This window comes from Kineosporia sp. NBRC 101731 (assembly GCF_030269305.1).
Classification (GTDB): domain Bacteria; phylum Actinomycetota; class Actinomycetes; order Actinomycetales; family Kineosporiaceae; genus Kineosporia.
On record NZ_BSTC01000006.1, the window covers coordinates 388718 to 405274 of the forward strand.

Here is a 16557-nt window from a genome sequence, read left to right on the forward strand (position 1 = left end):
GACACGGCATTCAGCGTAGTGCGCGACCCTGGACAGATCCTGGAAGTCCGGGCAGCACGAGCAGGTCTGCCCGCTCGTGCGGGTGGTCGTCCGCGAAATAGGCCCGTTCCTGAGCCGCCCAGCGTTCCCAGTGGGGCCGGTAGCCCTCCCCGTCCCGGGCCATCGCGCGAGCATGTCTGACCTGTTCAGGGGCGTCGGCGAAGACCAGGGCATGCACCATGGGGGCGGCGGCGAGGGCTCCCGCGCCCACGCCCTCGACGATGGTCACCTCTTTGGCGGGCACTTCGTCCTCAATCACCCCAAAGCGGTCGGCGGTCCAGTCCCAGCGGCGGTAGCGGGCGGTCTCGCCCCGGGTCAGCGCGGGCAGTACCTCGGTGGCGAGCCGGCCGGTGGCCGCCCGCAGTCCGTCCCAGCCGGGGTAGAGATCCTCCAGGCGCACCAGGGCTGCCGTCCCCGGCTTTCGCTGATGGAGGACGCGGGTCAGCTCGTCGGCCAGTGTGGTCTTCCCGGACCCGCTGGGGCCGTCGATGGCGAGGACCGTGGTGGCCGAGGGGTGCGAGTGCGCGCCGGCCCGCTCGAGAAGACCGATGAGCAGGTCGATGACCGCAGGATCGGGCTGGGGGGCGGACGTCACCGGGCGGACACTACGCTGTGACCTGTGCCGGTTGCCGTGCGAGTCATTCCCTGTCTGGACGTCGACGCCGGGCGCGTCGTCAAGGGCGTCAACTTCGAGGGCCTGCGGGACGCCGGTGACCCGGTCGAGCTCGCCGCCCGCTACGACGCCGAGGGCGCCGACGAACTGACGTTCCTCGACGTCACCGCCTCGTCCTCGGGTCGCGAGACGATGTACGACGTGGTCTCCCGCACCGCCGAGCAGATCTTCATCCCGCTCACGGTCGGTGGCGGTGTGCGCTCGGTCGACGACGTCGACAAGCTGCTGCGCGCGGGCGCCGACAAGGTCGGGGTGAACACGGCCGCGATCCAGCGGCCCGAGCTGATCGCCGAGGTCGCGCACCGGTTCGGGGCGCAGGTACTGACCCTGTCGGTCGATGCCCGGCGCTGCCCGCCCGGCACGCACACCGCGTCCGGGTTCGAGGTCACCACGCACGGTGGCCGCCGTGGCACCGGGATCGACGCGGTCGACTGGGCCGCGCGCGGTGCCGAACTGGGTGCCGGTGAGATCCTGCTGAATTCGATGGACGCCGACGGCACCAAGGCCGGCTTCGACCTGGAACTGCTGCGCCTGGTGCGGGACGAGGTCGGCGTACCGCTGATCGCCAGTGGCGGTGCCGGTGCGGTCGAGCACTTCCCGCCGGCCGTGGCCGCCGGGGCCGACGCCGTCCTCGCGGCCAGCGTCTTCCACTTCCAGCAGCTCACGATCGGTCAGGTCAAGGACGAGCTGCGGGCGGGCGGGGTGCCCGTCCGCTGACCCGTCGGGTCCGTCAGGTTCGCATCGGGGTCTCGCGGAACCGGGCGACCGTCGCGGGGTCGCCGAGGAGCTCGACCCGGGCGTGCTCCTTACGCCCGAACAGGTACATCGCGATCTCGCCGGGCTCACCGACCAGGGTGACCGCCGGGCCCTCCCCCTTGGCCTTCAGCACGACCGGTTCGCCGCCGGGCACCTGAAGGCTCACGGGCATCGCGGCCTTGCGCACCATCACCTTGCCGAACGGGCTGGTCACGTTCTTCCAGATGGCGGCCTGCCGGTCGCCGGGCAGGGCCCGCGGCTCCCAGTCCGGGGCCGCGCGGCGCACGTCCTCGCAGTGCACGAAGTGCTCCAGCAGGTTGGCGAGGGAGTCCACGCCGGGCAGGGCCATCGGCGACAGGCGGGGCGGACCGTTGCGCACGGTCGTCACCAGGTCCTCGTAGGGCCGGGCCGTGGTCGCCTGCTCCTGACGGGCCGCCCAGTCCTTGGCCGGGCCGATCGAGCCGGCCAGCCGCACGTGCGGGCGCCCTTCTCGCAGGACCAGGTGCACGGCCAGGTCGGTGGTGGTCCAGCCGGCGCACAGGGTCGGTGCGCCGGGGCCGGCCCCGGCCAGGGCATCGGCGAGAGCCTGACGTTCTGCTGCGGAATGCGAGGGCATGCGCTCACCTTGACACAGGGGGAAGTTACCGACGAGGTGACGTTACGCCCGTTCCGGCGCGTGCCGTCCCTTCCGATTCTGTCGGTGGTGCCGCCTAACGTTCCTGTGCGTGGGAACGCGGGCGGGCGACCGGGTTCTCTCGTGGGCAGGGCACATCCCTGCCCACGATCGTTGCGTGAGCGTTGACAGGAGGTACCCGCGTGGTGAAGCGGGTCGCACGGGCTGATCGGGAGCCGAGCACGCTGTTGCGTGGTCTGCGCGTGATCGGCATCGGTATCCGGCAGGAGCCGGCCATCTTCTCGGTGGCGGTGGTGATGTCGGCGCTCTACGGCGCGGGCACGGCCGGTGGTGGCTGGGTGCTCGGCCGGCTCACCGACCACGTGCTGACGCCGGCCTTCGAGGCGGGCAGCATCAGCGGTCACGACCTGCTCACCACCGGGCTGGTGCTGGCCGGGGTGGCGGCCCTGACGGCCGTCGGGGTGGTCGGGCGCCGGGTCGCGGCCGGGCTCACGTCGTTCCGCCTGCAGGCGCGGTACCGGCGCCTGCTCACCCGGCAGTACCTGCGCCTGCCGCTGGAGTGGCACCACCGCCATCCGGCCGGGGTGCTGCTGTCCAACGCGAATGCCGACGTCGAGGCCACCTGGCAGGTGTTCGCACCGCTGCCGATGGCCATCGGTGTCGTCGTCATGCTGATCGTCGCGGCGGCCGCGATGCTCGTGGCCGATCCGGTGCTGGGCGCCGTCGGCCTGCTGGTGCTGCCCTGGGTGGTGCTGCTCAACACCGTCTACCAGCGCTACATGTCTCCGGCGGTGACGCGGGCCCAGGCCGAGCGCGGCGAGGTCTCCTCGGTCGCGCACGAGAGCCTCGAGGCCGCGGCCGTGGTGAAGAGCCTGGGTCGGGAGGCCTCCGAGACCGAGCGGTTCGCCGTCTACGCCGACCGGCTGCGGGTGGCGAACGTGCGGGCCGGACGGCTACGGGCGGCCTTCGACCCGCTGATGGAGGCCATCCCCACCCTCGGCACCCTGGCCGTGCTCGCGGTCGGTGCCTGGCGGGTGCGGTCCGGAGCCATCGCCACCGGCGACGTGGTGCAGGTCGCGTATCTGCTCAGCCTTGTCGCGTTCCCGCTGCGCTCGATGGGCTGGGTGCTGGGTGAGATCCCGCGCACCGTGGTCGGCTGGGAGCGCACCAGCGCCGTGCTGGCCGAGACCGACGCGATGCCCTACGGCGACGTCACCCCGGTTCCGGGCGGTGCGGTCGGCGTGGAGCTGTCCGAGGTCGCCTACGCCTACCAGGACAACGACGGCGGGCGCTACGAGGTGCTGCACGACGTCGACCTGAGTGTGCGCCCGGGCAGCACGCTGGCCCTGGTCGGGCCGACCGGCTCGGGCAAGTCCACACTGGCCACCCTGCTGGTGCGGCTGGTCGACCCGGCCAAGGGCGAGATCCGCCTGGACGGCACCGACGTGCGCGAGCTGCGGGCCGGTGGGGTCGCCGAGCTGGCCGCGCTGGTGCCGCAGGGCACGTTCGTCTTCAACGACACCGTGCGCGACAACGTCACGCTGGGCGATGCCCGTTTCAGCGACGACGACGTGTGGCGGGCGCTCGGGGTGGCCCGGGCCGAGGCCTTCGTGCGGCACCTGCCGCACGGCCTCGACACGGTCATCGGTGAGCGGGGCGCCGACCTGTCCGGCGGGCAGCGGCAGCGGCTGGCGCTCGCCCGGGCACTGGTGCGCCGGCCCCGCCTGCTGGTGCTGGACGATGCCACCTCGGCCATCGACCCGCGCATCGAGGCGGAGATCCTGAGCGGTCTCGACAGCCTGTCCGACGCTCCGTCCTCCCCGTCCGTGGAGACCGGGCCCTCGGTCACGGTGGTGGTGATCGCCTACCGCCGCGCCACGATCGCCCTGGCCGACGAGGTGGCCTACCTGGAGAACGGCCGCATCGCCGACCGCGGCACACACGCCGAGCTCCTGGTCCGCAGCGAGGGGTACCGACGGCTCGTCACGGCCTACGACCACGAGGAGGACGAGGCACCGGAACCCCGACCGGCGGCCGGCGACCAGCTCCAGGACCAGCCCGATGACCGAGCTCGAGATCTCGACGAAGACCTGGACGACCTCACGGGGATGACACGGCGATGAGCACGACGACAGACACAGACACAGGCACAGACGCGGACACCGGCAGCGGCACCGGCGCTGCGGTCGCCGGTACCCCGGCCCGCCGCCCCGGCCTGACCGGTAACCGCCTGGGTGCCTGGCAGGTGCTGCGGCGCGGCGCGGAGATCTCCCCGGAGCTGGTGCGGGGCGTCTGGCTGACCCTGCTGCTGGCCCTGGTCGCGACCTGTGGCCGGATCCTCGTGCCGATTGCCGTGCAGCAGACCATCGATTCCGGGATCTCGGGTGACGACGGCGTACGGCTGGGCCTGGTGCTGCGCCTGGTGGGTGTGGTCGCCGGTGCCGTCCTGCTGACCGCGGTGGCCTCGTACGTGAGCAACGTGCGGCTGTTCCAGGCCACCGAGGCCGGGCTGGCGACGCTGCGGGTGAAGGCGTTCCGGCACATCCACGACCTGTCGGTGCTGACCCAGAACAGCGAGCGCCGCGGCGCCCTGGTCGCGCGCGTGACCAGCGACGTCGACACCATCTCGACGTTCGTGCAGTGGGGTGGGCTGCTGCTGGTGCTGTCGGCCGGTCAGCTGCTCATCGCCACGATCGTGATGGCCGTCTACTCCTGGCAGCTCACCCTGCTGGTCTGGGCCTGCTTCCTGCCGCTGTTCATCATCGTCCGGCCGATCCAGCGCCGGGTGTCCGTGGCCTACGGCACCGTGCGCGAGCGGGTCGGCGAGATGCTGGGCTCGATCTCCGAGGCCGTGGTCGGCGCCGATACCATTCGCGCCTACGCGGTGCAGACCCGCACCCAGCGGCGCATCGACACGGCGATCGAGGCTCATCAGCACTCGGCCGTGCGGGCCCAGATGCTGGTGGCGGTCTCGTTCACCGGTGGCGTGCTGATGTCCGGCCTGGTGGTCGCGGCGGTCGTGGTGGCCGGTACGGCCCTGGGCGTGGACGGCGGCCTCACCCTCGGCGAGCTGCTGGCCGTGCTGTTCCTGGTGCAGCTGTTCACCACGCCGGTGCAGATGGGTACCGAGGTGCTGAACGAGCTGCAGAACGCCGCGGCCGGCTGGCGGCGTGTGATCGGCGTGCTCGACACCCCGGCCGACATCGTCGACCCGGGCGAGGAGGGTGTGAGCCTGCCGCGCGGGCCGATCGCCGTGGAGTTCGAGCACGTCACCTTCGCCTACCCGGAGGGCGAGCCGGTGCTGCGCGATGTCAGCCTGAGCATCCCGCCGCGGGCCCGCGTCGCGGTGGTGGGCGAGACCGGTTCCGGCAAGACCACCCTGGCGAAACTGCTCACCCGCCTGATGGACCCGGCCGACGGGCGGGTGCTCCTCGACGGGGAAGACCTGCGCCGCATCACCTTCGCCAACCTGCGCTCGCGGGTGGTGATGGTGCCGCAGGAAGGATTCCTGTTCGACCTGAGCCTGGCCGACAACATCGCCTGGGGCAGCGAGAGCGCCACCCGTGAGCAGGTGGAGGGTGCGTTGCGCGAGCTCGGCCTGCTGGACTGGGCGCAGGGTCTGCCGCGGGGCCTGGACACCCCGGTCGGGCAGCGGGGCGAGTCACTGTCGGCGGGGGAGCGGCAGCTGCTGGCCCTGACCCGTGCCTACCTGGCCGACCCTGACCTGCTGGTGCTCGACGAGGCCACGTCCGCCGTCGACCCCGCCACCGAGGTGAAGCTGCAGGCCGCCCTCGACGGCGTCACCCGGGGCCGCACCTCGGTCACGATCGCCCACCGCCTCAGCACGGCCGAGGCCGCCGACCTGGTCGTGGTGGTCGCCCACGGCGAGGTCGCCGACGTCGGCCATCATGCCGACCTGCTGAAACGCTGCGAGCCCTACCAGCGCATGTACGCGTCCTGGCGCAGCCAGACGTCTCAGCCGGCCCACGGATGAACCAGGCCACCGTCACCCGGATCCACCGGGTGGCAAAACCTCATCCCGTGACGCGCAGGTCCCGGGCGATCGCCGCGGGGAGCGGGTAGGGGCGTTCGGCCGGCAGCAGGGCCCGGGCGCCGTCCAGGTCGTCGGCCCGCACCCGGGCGTGGATCGCGTGGGCGAGGGGGGTGACGTCGGTGATGCCCGTCGTCCACCCGTCCACGTAGTCCGGCACGACCGGGGCACCGAGGCCGATCTGGATGGAGCGGTGCTCCAGAGGGGCCAGGGAGAGCGAGCGTTCGGGGTCCCACTGCACCCGCACCGGCCGCTCCCGGGTGAGGCGTTTCCAGGTGTCCTGCGTGTTGTGCACGTCGCGCTCGAAGTGGCTCAGGCAGGCCTGGGCGAGGGCCTGCTCGAAACCGGCCCGGGTGATCCGGATCGCGAGAATCCGCTCCTGGCCGGCTTTACGGCCCCATCCGCAGCGGTACATCATCCAGAGGAACGAAGGCTTGATCCAGGTCATGCGCTCCGTCTTGAACGGCGGCACGAAACGTCCTGCGGCCAGGGCTGCTTCGGCGATGGCGGAGTCGTAGGCCTGATAGACCGTGATGCGCTCGTCGTCGTGGAGGGCACGTACCTGGCGGACCGGTGTGATGCTCATGATCCACACAACGTTAGCGACGCGCCCGCCGCGGATCATCCGAATTGATCGGTGCCGTGACCGGTCGCGGAGCGGGTGGAAGACTCTTCCTCGAGCGGCTCCAGCTCCGCGGCCTTCTGCTGCGGCGTCAGGGTGCCCCGGGCGGCGATGCGCCGGATCCGGCGGCTCTGGGTGCGGTACTGCTTGCGCACGCCCTTGCGCAGCCGGGTGGCCAGGACCTCGCTGATCTCGCGGGAGGACAGGTCCTGGATGCGGACGATCTCCTTCTCCGTGCGCTGCGAGCCGGGCAGACCCTCCTGCTCGCCGAGACCCTGGGCCACCTCGTCGGGGAAGAACGCGTTGCCGGTGCTGGAGCGGGACACGACACCGAGGATGGCCTGCACGGCCGTGTCCATCGACACCAGGTCGGGAGCCGGGCGCTCCTCGTCGGCCCCGGCGTAGGCCTCGGTCAGCAGGGCGGGGTCGCCGATCACCGTCATCCCGGCTTTCTCCAGGTCGCCGATGGTCTCCTGGTATCCGGTGGCGAGTTCGACGGCGCGTTGCACGGCCCAGTCCGGGGTGCGCACGGCGGGGCCGCCCTCGGAAGGCATCAGCTCGACCGTGCGCAGGATCGAGCCGTAACGGATCAGGTCGGCGTAGTCCTTCCAGGGGAAGTCACGCTCGCGCAGCTGCACGTTGAGCCGCCGGAACAGCTCGGTCTCGGCCGCCGACATCGACCGGTTCTGCCGTCCGGCCGCGCCATCGGTGAGGGTGCCGGTGGGCAGACCCAGCAGATCGTTGAAGGTGCGCATCAGCAGACCGCGGTCGGCCGGGTCGAGCACCACCGCGGTGACATTCTGCGGCCCCACCGCGGCAGCCCACCGACGCAACACGTCGCCCTGGTCGTGGCGACGCCAGAACGACGGTGTCACGCCCCGTTTCGGCGGGGACGAGAGCATCGCCCGGCACCACTTCGGGTAGGGCAGCTGGTGGCCGCTCTTCAGGTACTGCTGCCACGCCGAGGGCATGATCCGGGTCAGCGGGCGCAGCGTGAGCACCACGCGTACCTCGTCGTCCGAACTGTGCTCGCGCAGGTCGTCCACGATCCGCTGCGCCGACTCCTCCGACGCCTCGCACAGGTACTCGCTGGACACGAACCGCAGCCCCGGCGCCGCCGAGACCTGGAGCAGCAGCCGCTGCCAGTGACGGTCCTTCACCGGATGGTCGCTGGCCTGCCAGCCGGTGCCCTGACCGAGTGCCGCCAGTGCCCCCTTGGCCTGCTCGAACGGTGTGCCGGGCATGCTCAGGCCGTACATCTCCAGCCCACCCTCGGTGTGGTGCTTGAGATCCTCCAGGGACGCCTGAATGGCGGTCGTCCCCGTTTTCGGGGCACCGATGTGCAGCAAGGTGGGCATCCCGACATCATTCAGTGAACGGATGCCTCCATGCACGTCAACGGGATGTGAAAAGACTGTGCGTAGGTGGTTCCGCGACCAAATCGCAACCTCCCGGACCGGTGCCGGGACCGGTGAGGAGCCTCGGGGTGGGGTGGCACGGGCTGCCCCGGGAGCGGTGCCAGTATTGGCCGGGTGAGTGCGACCTCTGAGAAACCGGCTGAGAACTCGCCGCTGGACCCCGGCCTCGCCGCCCGCCTGACCCGCAATCCCGACGGCCTGGTCTGCGCCGTCGTCCAGCAGTGGGACACCCGCGAGCTGCTGATGGTCGGCTGGATGGACGACGAGGCCCTGCACCGCACCCTGACTAGTGGCCGGGTGACGTTCTGGAGCCGCAGCCGCCAGGAGTACTGGCGCAAGGGCGACACCTCCGGGCACGTGCAGTGGGTCAAGGCGGTGGCGCTGGACTGTGACGGCGATGCGCTGCTCGTCACGGTCGACCAGGTCGGGGCCGCCTGCCACACCGGTGACCGCACCTGCTTCGACGCCGACCGGCTCAAGGTCGTCACCGGACCGGTCCTCACCCCGAACGCTTCCCGGAACCTTTCCCAGAACCCTTCCCAGAGCGAGGAGTCACCCGCGTGACCGCCACGAGCGAGCGCCCCACCGACATCCCCACCGATCTGGGTTTCGGTGGCACCTGGCCGGACCTGGACGGGTTCCGGCGCCTGGCCGCCGACCGCCGGGTGATCCCGGTGGTGCGGCGGTTCCTGGCGGACGGCGAGACCCCGATCGGTGTGTACCGCAAGCTGGCCGGCGACCGTTCCGGCACGTTCCTGCTCGAATCGGCCGAGCACGGCGGGGTCTGGTCGCGCTACAGCATCATCGGTGCCGCCAGCCGGGCGACCCTGACGTCGAGGGACGGCGTGGCGCACTGGATCGGTGATCCGCCGGCCGGCGTCCCGACCGGCGGCGACCCGCTGGTCGCGTTGCGCGACACGGTCGAGGCGCTGCGGGCCCCGCGCCTGCCCGGGCTGCCGCCGCTGACCGGCGGCATGGTCGGCTACGTGGGCTGGGAGGCCGTGCGCCGCTGGGAGAAGCTGCCCAACGCGCCCCAGGACGAGCTCGAGGTGCCGGAACTGGCCATGAGCCTGGCCACCGACCTGGCCGTGCTCGACCACACCGACGGCACCCTGATGCTCATCGCCAACGCGGTGAACTACGACGGCACCGACGAGCGGGTGGACGAGGCCCACGCCGACGCCGTCGCGCGCCTGGACCGGATGACCCGCCAGCTGGCCGAGCCCGCCCCCAGCACGGTCGCGGTGCACGAGCCGGCGCCGAAGAAGGTGCAGCCCCGCGAGCGCACCCGCCGCGAGGACTATCTGGATGCCGTGGCGGCGGGCAAGCGCGCCATCGTCGACGGCGAGGTGTTCCAGGTGGTCATCTCGCAGCGCTTCGACCTGGACTGCCCGGCCGACGCGATCGACGTCTACCGGGTGCTAAGGGCGTCCAACCCCAGCCCTTACATGTACCTCTACCGGACTGAGGACTCCGCGGGCCGCGAGCTGGCCGTGGTCGGCTCCAGCCCCGAGGCGCTGGTGAAGGTGACCGGCGGGCGCGCGATCACCCACCCGATCGCCGGTACCCGCCCGCGCGGGGCCACCGCGGGCGAGGACAACGACCTGGCCGTGGAACTGCTCGCCGACACCAAGGAGCGCGCCGAGCACCTGATGCTCGTCGACCTGGCCCGCAACGACCTGGGCAAGGTCTGCACCGCGGGCACCGTCGAGGTGGTCGATTTCATGGAGGTCGAGCGGTACAGCCACGTCATGCACCTGGTCTCCACCGTCGAGGGGGAGCTCGCCCCGGGCCGCACCGCCTTCGACGTGCTGCGCGCGACCTTCCCCGCCGGCACGCTCTCCGGCGCCCCGAAACCCCGGGCCATGCAGCTGATCGACGAGCTGGAACCGGTCACCCGCGGCATCTACGGCGGGGTGGTGGGCTACCTTGACGTGGCCGGCGACATGGACTTCGCGATCGCCATCCGCACCGCCCTGCTGCGCGAGGGCGTGGCCCACGTGCAGGCCGGCGCGGGCATCGTGGCCGACTCGGTGGCGGAGAAGGAGGACGAGGAGTGCCGCAACAAGGCGGCCGCCGTCCTGCGCGCCGTCCACGTGGCCACCACGGTCCGGCCGGTCCGGGCCACGATTGAGGACGACGGGACTCCCGCATGAGTTCGGTCCAGCTTCCGCAGGTCCCGGGATCGGTCACACCGGGGCGGCCGGGCGGTCCCCGGGCCCTGACCGGGCGGCGAACGGTCGTGCTGCTCGGACTGCTCGGCGCCGGTCTGGTGCTGCTGGGGGGATCGCGTCCCTGGGGCACCGTGAACGTGGCCGCGCTGGCCACCTTCGGGGACATCGACATCACCGGCGGCCAGGCCGCCCCCGCCGGGACGGCCGTCGCCGTCGCGGTCGCGGCCGCCTCCCTGGTCCTGACCATCGCCGGACGCCTGGCCCGGTTCGTGATCCCCGTCGGCGTGCTGGTCTGCGGCGTCGCGCTCGCGGTCAGCGGGGTACGCACGATGAGCGATCCGCAGGGCGCGGCCTCCGACGCGCTGCGCGACACCCTCAGCCTCGGCGGCGACCTGGCCGAGAGCTTCGACCTGAACATCAGTCTGAACGGCTGGGGCTGGATCCACGTGGCCGGTGCCGTGGTGATCGCGCTGGCCGGGTTACTCGGGGTCGTGGGCAGCCGGTCGTGGCCGGTCGGCGGACGCCGGTTCGAGCGCCAGGGCGCGAGGACCACGACGCCGGACGCGGCGGCCGGCGCCACCGCCGCCGGTGGCTGGTCCAGCTCGGCCGATGTCTGGGACGCCCAGAACCGCGGCGAGGACCTCACCTCGGACAGCACGGACAACCGGGACGACTGACGTCGCGGCTCGCCCGAACGGGGTGCACCGCGACCCGGTGGAGGCGAACCGATATCGTCCCTACCGGCCTGAGCTGAAGAGAGCTGACAGAATGTGGGCCGTCTGAAAGGGGACGTCATGGCGGGCACCAAGGAACAACACCCGAAGCCTGCGGAGCAGGACTTCCACGACCCGTACGGCCACGGGCACTCGGTCGCGGCCTGGGTCGCGGTCGTGGTCGTGCTGATCGGTTCGCTGCTGGCGACCATCGCCGTCGGCTTCGGCATCAACGAGTACCTGTGGCTGTTCATCGTCGGCATGGTCATCGCCGTCGTGGTCGGTCCCGTGGTCGGCAAGGTCCTCGGGGCGATGGGGTTCGGCGCTCAGCCTCACTCCAGCCACTGAGACATCGGACCGCATCGGGCCGGGCGGGCACCTCCGGCCGACCGCTGACGTTGGCCGGGGAGAAGACCTGGCGAACAGAGCAGTGACAGGGCAGGTACAGGGCAGTGACAGGGCAAGCGGTCCGGGCCCTCCTCCTCGGAGGAGGGCGGTCACCCGCCGGTGGACGAACCGGGCCGACCCGCCGGTAGCCTGCGTGTCGACCGGGGCCAGGTAGGCCCGCACCGACGATGAGGTGACGATGTCCGAGTACGGCTCGAACCCGCCGCGCGACCCGAACAACGGCGAATCCGGCAATCCGGAACAGCAGGGCGACCCGGCACAGCACCCGGGGCAGTCCGCAGGGCAGCAGCCGACGTACGGCCAGCCGCCGCAGTACGGGCAGAACCAGCCGGGCCAGCCCTCGTACGGGCAGGGTCAGTACGGCCAGCCCCAGCAGCCGGGTCAGCCCCAGCAGCCGGGTCCGCCCGAGTACGGTTCGCCCGGCCACCAGCCCCCGTACGGTCAGCAGCCCGGCCAGTACGGCCAGCAGCAGCCCGGCCAGTACGGCCAGCAGCAGCCCGGCCAGTACGGCCAGCAGCAGCCCGGCCAGTACGGCCAGCAGCAGCCCGGCCAGTACGGCCAGCAGCAGCCGGGTCAGTACGGCCAGCCGGGTCAGTACGGTCAGCAGCCGGGGGCCTACGGTTCCAACCCGTACGGGCAGCCGCCTGTCTACGGGGCGTACGGCAACCCGATGCAGAACAACGCGAGCAACATCCCCGCGAACATCGAGTTCGCCTCGATGGGCCGCCGGCTCGCGGCGCAGCTCATCGACGGGGTGCTCCTGTCGGTGATCTTCGCCATCCTGTTCGTGCTCCTGGGGCTCGCGATCTGGTCGGGTGACGACAGCCTGGACTCCAGTACGACCATGGACGGCACCAGTGCGGGCGAGACGGTCATGGGTCTGGCGTTCTATGCCATCGCCTTCCTGATCCCGCTGATCTACCAGGTGACCATGATCGCCACACGGGGTGCCACGGTCGGCAAGATGGTGCTCGGCGTACGGGTCGTGAAGGTCGAGGACGGCCAGGTGCCCGGTTGGGTCCCGGCCCTCCTGCGCTGGCTGATCCCGTTCGCGGGCGGCCTCTTCTGCGGTATCGGCCAGATCGTCGTGTACCTCTCGCCGTTCTTCGACTCCAGCGGCCGCCGGCAGGGCTGGCACGACATGGCCGCCAAGACCGTCGTGATCCGGGTCTGAGTCGAGCGGTGTCGGGACGAGCGGTGTCGGGACCGGCGGTGTCGGGGCGAGCCGTGTCGGGGCGAGCCGTGTCGAGACAAGCCATGTCGCGCCGTGCCGGGACGTGTCGAACGGTGCCGTGCCGGGACGTGTCGAACGGTGCCGTGCCGTGCCGGCTGTGGTCGGTTCCGAACACGGTCGTCCTGTGCGTGACCCGTCCCGGCCGACCGTGACTCGTCCGTGAACGTCGTGCGACGGCCTGTGAGCGCACCGGAGCGGCCTTGGCGGCCCTCCCGGCACCTGGTGCGCCCGCTGGTCGTCGCCGCCGTCACCGGCGCAGCCACCGGGTACCTGGCGGTTGTCGACCCGAATCGTCCCGGGCACTATCCCGGCTGCCCGTTCCGTGCGCTGCTCGGCGTGTACTGCCCCGGCTGCGGCGGTCTGCGGGCGGTGCACGACCTGGCCCACGGCGACGTACCGGCCGCGCTGTCCTCGAACCTGCTGGTGACGCTCGTGGCGCCGGTGGCCGTCGTGCTCTGGGTGCGCTGGTTCCGGCGCCTCGCCGACCCCGGCGCCCTCCCCACGGGCCCCCTCCCCGGGAGCACCGGCGGCCCCGCGCCGGGAACCTCGTCCTCAAGCACGAAAACCCTGTTCGCAGGTGACCCGAAAGGGCGCTTACGTGCGGGTATCCGGCTCTGGGGGCCGGTCGCGGTCGTTCTCGGCCTTATCCTCTTCGGGGTGCTGCGGAACATTCCCGGGTGGGAGTTCCTCGCTCCGTGACCGATCCGGTGATGGATCGGTGGCGGATCAGCCACTGATCGGCCGCTGATCGGCTCGGGCGAAACGGTCCATATCAGACGGGACCTGCGAGTCATGGCGGACGGTAGGGGCCGGAGCACCCTCTGGGAATAGGTACCATCGACGGGTTGACACCGCCGCGTGACGAGGGAGCCTTGTGTGACTGTGCTCGATCAGATCCTCGTCGGGGTAAAAGCTGACCTGGAAGAACGCCAGGCCACCACACCCCTGGAGAAGCTCCAGGAACGGGCCGCACAACTGCCCTCGGCGAAGCCGGCGGAATCGGTTCTGCGCCACGGCGACACCGTCAAGGTGATCGCCGAGGTGAAACGGTCGAGCCCGAGCAAGGGTTCCCTGGCCGAGATCGGTGACCCCGCCGGTCTGGCCACCGAGTACGAGTCCGGTGGCGCCTCCGTCATCAGCGTGCTCACCGAGAAGCACCGTTTCGGCGGCAGCCTCGAAGACCTGGCCAGTGTGCGGGCCGCGGTCGACGTGCCGGTGCTGCGCAAGGACTTCGTGTTCACCAGCTATCAGGTGTGGGAGGCCCGGGCCACCGGTGCCGACGCGATCCTGCTGATCGTGGCCGCGCTCGAGCAGGAGGCTCTGGTCTCGCTGATCGAGCGGGTTCACTCGGTCGGCATGACCGCCCTGGTCGAGGTGCACGACGAGGAAGAGGTGCAGCGCGCGGTCGATGCCGGCGCCCGGGTGGTGGGCGTCAACGCCCGCAACCTGAAGACCCTCGAGGTGGACCGCAACACGTTCGCCAAACTCGCGCCGAAGATCCCCAGCGGCATCGTCCGGGTCGCCGAGTCCGGGGTGCGCGGTCCGCACGACGTGCTCGACTACGCCCGCTCCGGCGCCCACGCGGTGCTGGTCGGTGAGAGCCTCGTGGTCGGCAACAACCCGCGTGGTGCCGTCGCCGACCTGGTCGCCGCCGGGTCCCACCCCGCCCTGCGGGCCGGGCGCTCCTGACCCTCTTCCCGGGTCACCCCTTCGAACAGAACTGAAAGCGATGACGGACTCTCTGCCCACCTCCGCCCGTCTGCGTGACGCCGTCGGCCCGTACTTCGGCCGTTTCGGCGGCCGGTTCGTGCCGGAGGCCCTCGTGGCCGCCCTGGACGAGCTCGACGCCGCGTTCGGCGCCGCGGTGGTCGACCCGGCGTTCATCGCCGAGCTCGACCACCTGCACCGCACGTACTCCGGCCGACCCAGCATCCTCACCGAGGCCCCCCGGTTCGCGCAGCACGCGGGCGGCGCCCGGGTGCTGCTGAAGCGGGAAGACCTGAACCACACCGGTTCGCACAAGATCAACAATGTGCTCGGGCAGGCCCTGCTGACCAAGCGCATGGGCAAGACCCGGGTGATCGCCGAGACCGGGGCCGGTCAGCACGGCGTGGCCACGGCCACCGCCGCCGCGCTGATGGACCTCGAGTGCGTGGTCTACATGGGCGAGGAAGACACCCGGCGGCAGGCGCTCAACGTCGCCCGGATGCGTCTGCTCGGCGCCGAGGTGGTCCCGGTCACCGCCGGCTCGCGCACCCTGAAAGACGCGATCAACGAGGCGATGCGCGACTGGGTGACGAACGTCGACACCACCCACTACCTGCTCGGCACGGTCGCCGGCCCGCACCCGTTCCCCACCATGGTCCGCGAGTTCCACCGGATCATCGGTGAGGAGGCGCGCGCACAGGTGCTCGAGCTGACCGGCCGGCTGCCCGACGTGGTCGCGGCCTGCGTCGGTGGCGGCTCCAACGCGATCGGCATCTTCCACGCCTTCCTCGACGACCCCGAGGTGGAGCTGCTCGGCCTCGAGGCGGGCGGCGACGGGGTCGAGACCGGGCGCCACGCCAGCTCGATCACCGGCGGCGCACCCGGTGTGCTGCACGGTAACCGGACCTTCATCCTGCAGGACGAGGACGGCCAGACGATCGAGAGTCACTCGATCTCGGCCGGCCTGGACTACCCGGGAGTCGGCCCGGAGCACGCCTGGCTGGCCGAGTCCGGCCGGGCCCGGTACGAACCGGTCACCGACACCCAGGCGATGGATGCGTTCCAGCTCCTGTGCCGCACCGAGGGCATCATCCCGGCGATCGAGAGCTCGCACGCCCTGGCCGGTGCCCTGCGTGAGGGCAAGCGGCTGGGGGAGGGCGGCATCGTGCTGGTCAACCTCTCCGGCCGGGGCGACAAGGACGTGGACACGGCGGCCCGCTGGTTCGGCCTGGTCTCCGCGCCCGATCTGGTCGCCTCCGAGGCCGAGCGCGTGGTGGCCACCGACGAGCTGAAGGACGAACTGTGAGCAGCGTTTCGTCGGTCCTCGCCACCGCGCGGGCCGAGGGCCGGGCCGCCCTGATCGGTTATCTGCCCGTGGGTTTCCCCGATCACGAGACCTCGGTCGCCGCGATGGTGGCCATGGTCGAGGCCGGTGTCGACATCGTCGAGATCGGTGTGCCGTACAGCGACCCCCTGATGGACGGGCCGGTCATCCAGCACGCTGTCGAGGCCGCCCTGGCCGGTGGCGCGCACCCGCGTGACGCGATCGCCGCCGCCGGGGCCGTGGCCCGGGCCGGGGCGCCCGCCCTGCTGATGTCCTACTGGAACCTCGTCGACCGCTACGGCGTGGCGCGGATGGCCGCCGACCTGGCGAACGTCGGGGGAGCCGGTCTGATCACCCCGGACCTGATCCCCGAAGAGGCCGGTGAGTGGATCGAGGCCTCCGACGAGCACGGTCTGGACCGGGTCTTCCTGGTCGCTCCCAGCTCCACCGACGGCCGCCTGGCGATGACCGCCGCCGCCTGCCGGGGCTTCGTCTACGTCGCCTCCACCATGGGCGTCACCGGCGTCCGCTCCAGCGTGAACGACGCCGCCGAGGTACTGGTGCACCGCACCCGAGCCGCCACCGACCTGCCGCTGTGTGTCGGCCTCGGCGTCTCCACGGCCGAACAGGCCGCCCAGGTGGCCGGTTTCGCCGACGGAGTGATCGTCGGGTCGGCCTTCGTGCGGGCTCTGGCATCGGCCTCGAGCCCGGCCGAGGGCGTCCGCGCGGTCGCCACCGTGGCCGCCTCGCTGGCCGAGGGCGTCCGCGCCGGTCAACCCTCCCGCAGCTGAACCACACCCCTAG

Annotated in this window: 16 protein-coding genes; 12 read left to right on the forward strand and 4 right to left on the reverse strand. The window is 71.6% G+C overall.

The features are described 5' to 3' along the window. Nucleotides 1-10 precede the first annotated feature (10 nt). Nucleotides 11-634, reverse strand: coding sequence for a nucleoside/nucleotide kinase family protein (locus QSK05_RS19640; RefSeq protein WP_285598704.1), 624 nt, complete (start codon nt 632-634; stop codon nt 11-13). A gap of 24 nt (nt 635-658) precedes the next feature. On the opposite strand from QSK05_RS19640, the gene hisF reads away from it, so the two are divergent. Next, entirely contained in the window at nt 659-1429 is a 771-nt protein-coding gene (hisF, locus tag QSK05_RS19645) for an imidazole glycerol phosphate synthase subunit HisF (protein WP_285598705.1), read from the forward strand. Nucleotides 1430-1442: 13 nt separating this feature from the next. Here the strand turns inward: hisF and QSK05_RS19650 are convergent, their stop codons facing one another. Then, nucleotides 1443-2084 carry a TIGR03085 family metal-binding protein gene (locus QSK05_RS19650; RefSeq protein ID WP_285598706.1) on the reverse strand — a complete coding sequence of 214 codons (642 nt, stop codon included), beginning with the start codon at nt 2082-2084 and terminating at the stop codon, nt 1443-1445. A 200-nt stretch (nt 2085-2284) separates the two neighbouring features. Here QSK05_RS19650 and QSK05_RS19655 point away from each other — a divergent pair, with 200 nt between their 5' ends. Then, entirely contained in the window at nt 2285-4225 is a 1941-nt protein-coding gene (locus QSK05_RS19655; protein ID WP_285598707.1) for an ABC transporter ATP-binding protein, read from the forward strand. Continuing rightward, a complete protein-coding gene (locus tag QSK05_RS19660; RefSeq protein ID WP_285598708.1) occupies nt 4222-6096 on the forward strand; it encodes an ABC transporter ATP-binding protein in 1875 nt (624 codons plus the stop codon). Before QSK05_RS19655 ends, QSK05_RS19660 begins: the two co-directional genes overlap by 4 nt. Before the next feature lie 40 nt (nt 6097-6136). Here QSK05_RS19660 and QSK05_RS19665 read toward each other — a convergent pair whose 3' ends face one another. Together QSK05_RS19665 and QSK05_RS19670 are read right to left on the reverse strand one after the other, a co-directional pair. Beyond that, nucleotides 6137-6739 (reverse strand): DUF4291 domain-containing protein, encoded by a 603-nt coding sequence (locus QSK05_RS19665; RefSeq protein WP_285598709.1) that lies wholly within the window; start codon nt 6737-6739, stop codon nt 6137-6139. A 35-nt stretch (nt 6740-6774) separates the two neighbouring features. Next, on the reverse strand, nt 6775-8133 hold the full coding sequence (locus QSK05_RS19670; RefSeq protein WP_285598710.1) for a hypothetical protein: 1359 nt from the start codon (nt 8131-8133) through the stop codon (nt 6775-6777). A 174-nt stretch (nt 8134-8307) separates the two neighbouring features. Between QSK05_RS19670 and hisI the strand changes: the two genes are divergently transcribed. From hisI to trpA, 9 genes are all read left to right on the forward strand, one after another. Beyond that, on the forward strand, nt 8308-8757 hold the full coding sequence (gene hisI / locus QSK05_RS19675) for a phosphoribosyl-AMP cyclohydrolase (protein WP_285598711.1): 450 nt from the start codon (nt 8308-8310) through the stop codon (nt 8755-8757). Further along, complete coding sequence (locus QSK05_RS19680; RefSeq protein ID WP_285598712.1) at nt 8754-10349, forward strand: anthranilate synthase component I; 1596 nt, start codon at nt 8754-8756, stop codon at nt 10347-10349. The genes hisI and QSK05_RS19680 overlap by 4 nt, the downstream gene beginning before the upstream one ends. Next, complete coding sequence (locus QSK05_RS19685; protein WP_285598713.1) at nt 10346-11044, forward strand: Trp biosynthesis-associated membrane protein; 699 nt, start codon at nt 10346-10348, stop codon at nt 11042-11044. The genes QSK05_RS19680 and QSK05_RS19685 overlap by 4 nt, the downstream gene beginning before the upstream one ends. 117 nt (nt 11045-11161) lie before the next feature. Further along, a complete protein-coding gene (locus QSK05_RS19690; RefSeq protein ID WP_285598714.1) occupies nt 11162-11428 on the forward strand; it encodes an HGxxPAAW family protein in 267 nt (88 codons plus the stop codon). A 238-nt stretch (nt 11429-11666) separates the two neighbouring features. Continuing rightward, nucleotides 11667-12662, forward strand: coding sequence for an RDD family protein (locus QSK05_RS19695; RefSeq protein ID WP_285598715.1), 996 nt, complete (start codon nt 11667-11669; stop codon nt 12660-12662). Between the two features lie 240 nt (nt 12663-12902). After that, complete coding sequence (locus QSK05_RS19700; protein WP_285598716.1) at nt 12903-13421, forward strand: DUF2752 domain-containing protein; 519 nt, start codon at nt 12903-12905, stop codon at nt 13419-13421. A 177-nt stretch (nt 13422-13598) separates the two neighbouring features. Beyond that, nucleotides 13599-14411, forward strand: coding sequence for an indole-3-glycerol phosphate synthase TrpC (trpC, locus tag QSK05_RS19705; protein WP_285598717.1), 813 nt, complete (start codon nt 13599-13601; stop codon nt 14409-14411). Nucleotides 14412-14451: 40 nt separating this feature from the next. Then, nucleotides 14452-15735 (forward strand): tryptophan synthase subunit beta, encoded by a 1284-nt coding sequence (gene trpB, locus QSK05_RS19710; protein ID WP_285598718.1) that lies wholly within the window; start codon nt 14452-14454, stop codon nt 15733-15735. Then, nucleotides 15732-16544, forward strand: coding sequence for a tryptophan synthase subunit alpha (gene trpA, locus QSK05_RS19715; RefSeq protein WP_285598719.1), 813 nt, complete (start codon nt 15732-15734; stop codon nt 16542-16544). The genes trpB and trpA overlap by 4 nt, the downstream gene beginning before the upstream one ends. The last annotated feature ends 13 nt before the right edge of the window (nt 16545-16557 follow it).

Coding starts and splice junctions, on each gene's coding strand:
- QSK05_RS19660 (WP_285598708.1), top strand. CDS start 4,222: ATGAGCACGACGACAGACACAGACACAGGCACAGACGCGGACACCGGC.
- QSK05_RS19690 (WP_285598714.1), top strand. CDS start 11,162: ATGGCGGGCACCAAGGAACAACACCCGAAGCCTGCGGAGCAGGACTTC.
- QSK05_RS19670 (WP_285598710.1), bottom strand. CDS start 8,133: ATGCCCACCTTGCTGCACATCGGTGCCCCGAAAACGGGGACGACCGCC.
- QSK05_RS19650 (WP_285598706.1), bottom strand. CDS start 2,084: ATGCCCTCGCATTCCGCAGCAGAACGTCAGGCTCTCGCCGATGCCCTG.
- QSK05_RS19665 (WP_285598709.1), bottom strand. CDS start 6,739: ATGAGCATCACACCGGTCCGCCAGGTACGTGCCCTCCACGACGACGAG.
- QSK05_RS19695 (WP_285598715.1), top strand. CDS start 11,667: ATGTCCGAGTACGGCTCGAACCCGCCGCGCGACCCGAACAACGGCGAA.
- QSK05_RS19685 (WP_285598713.1), top strand. CDS start 10,346: ATGAGTTCGGTCCAGCTTCCGCAGGTCCCGGGATCGGTCACACCGGGG.
- trpB (WP_285598718.1), top strand. CDS start 14,452: ATGACGGACTCTCTGCCCACCTCCGCCCGTCTGCGTGACGCCGTCGGC.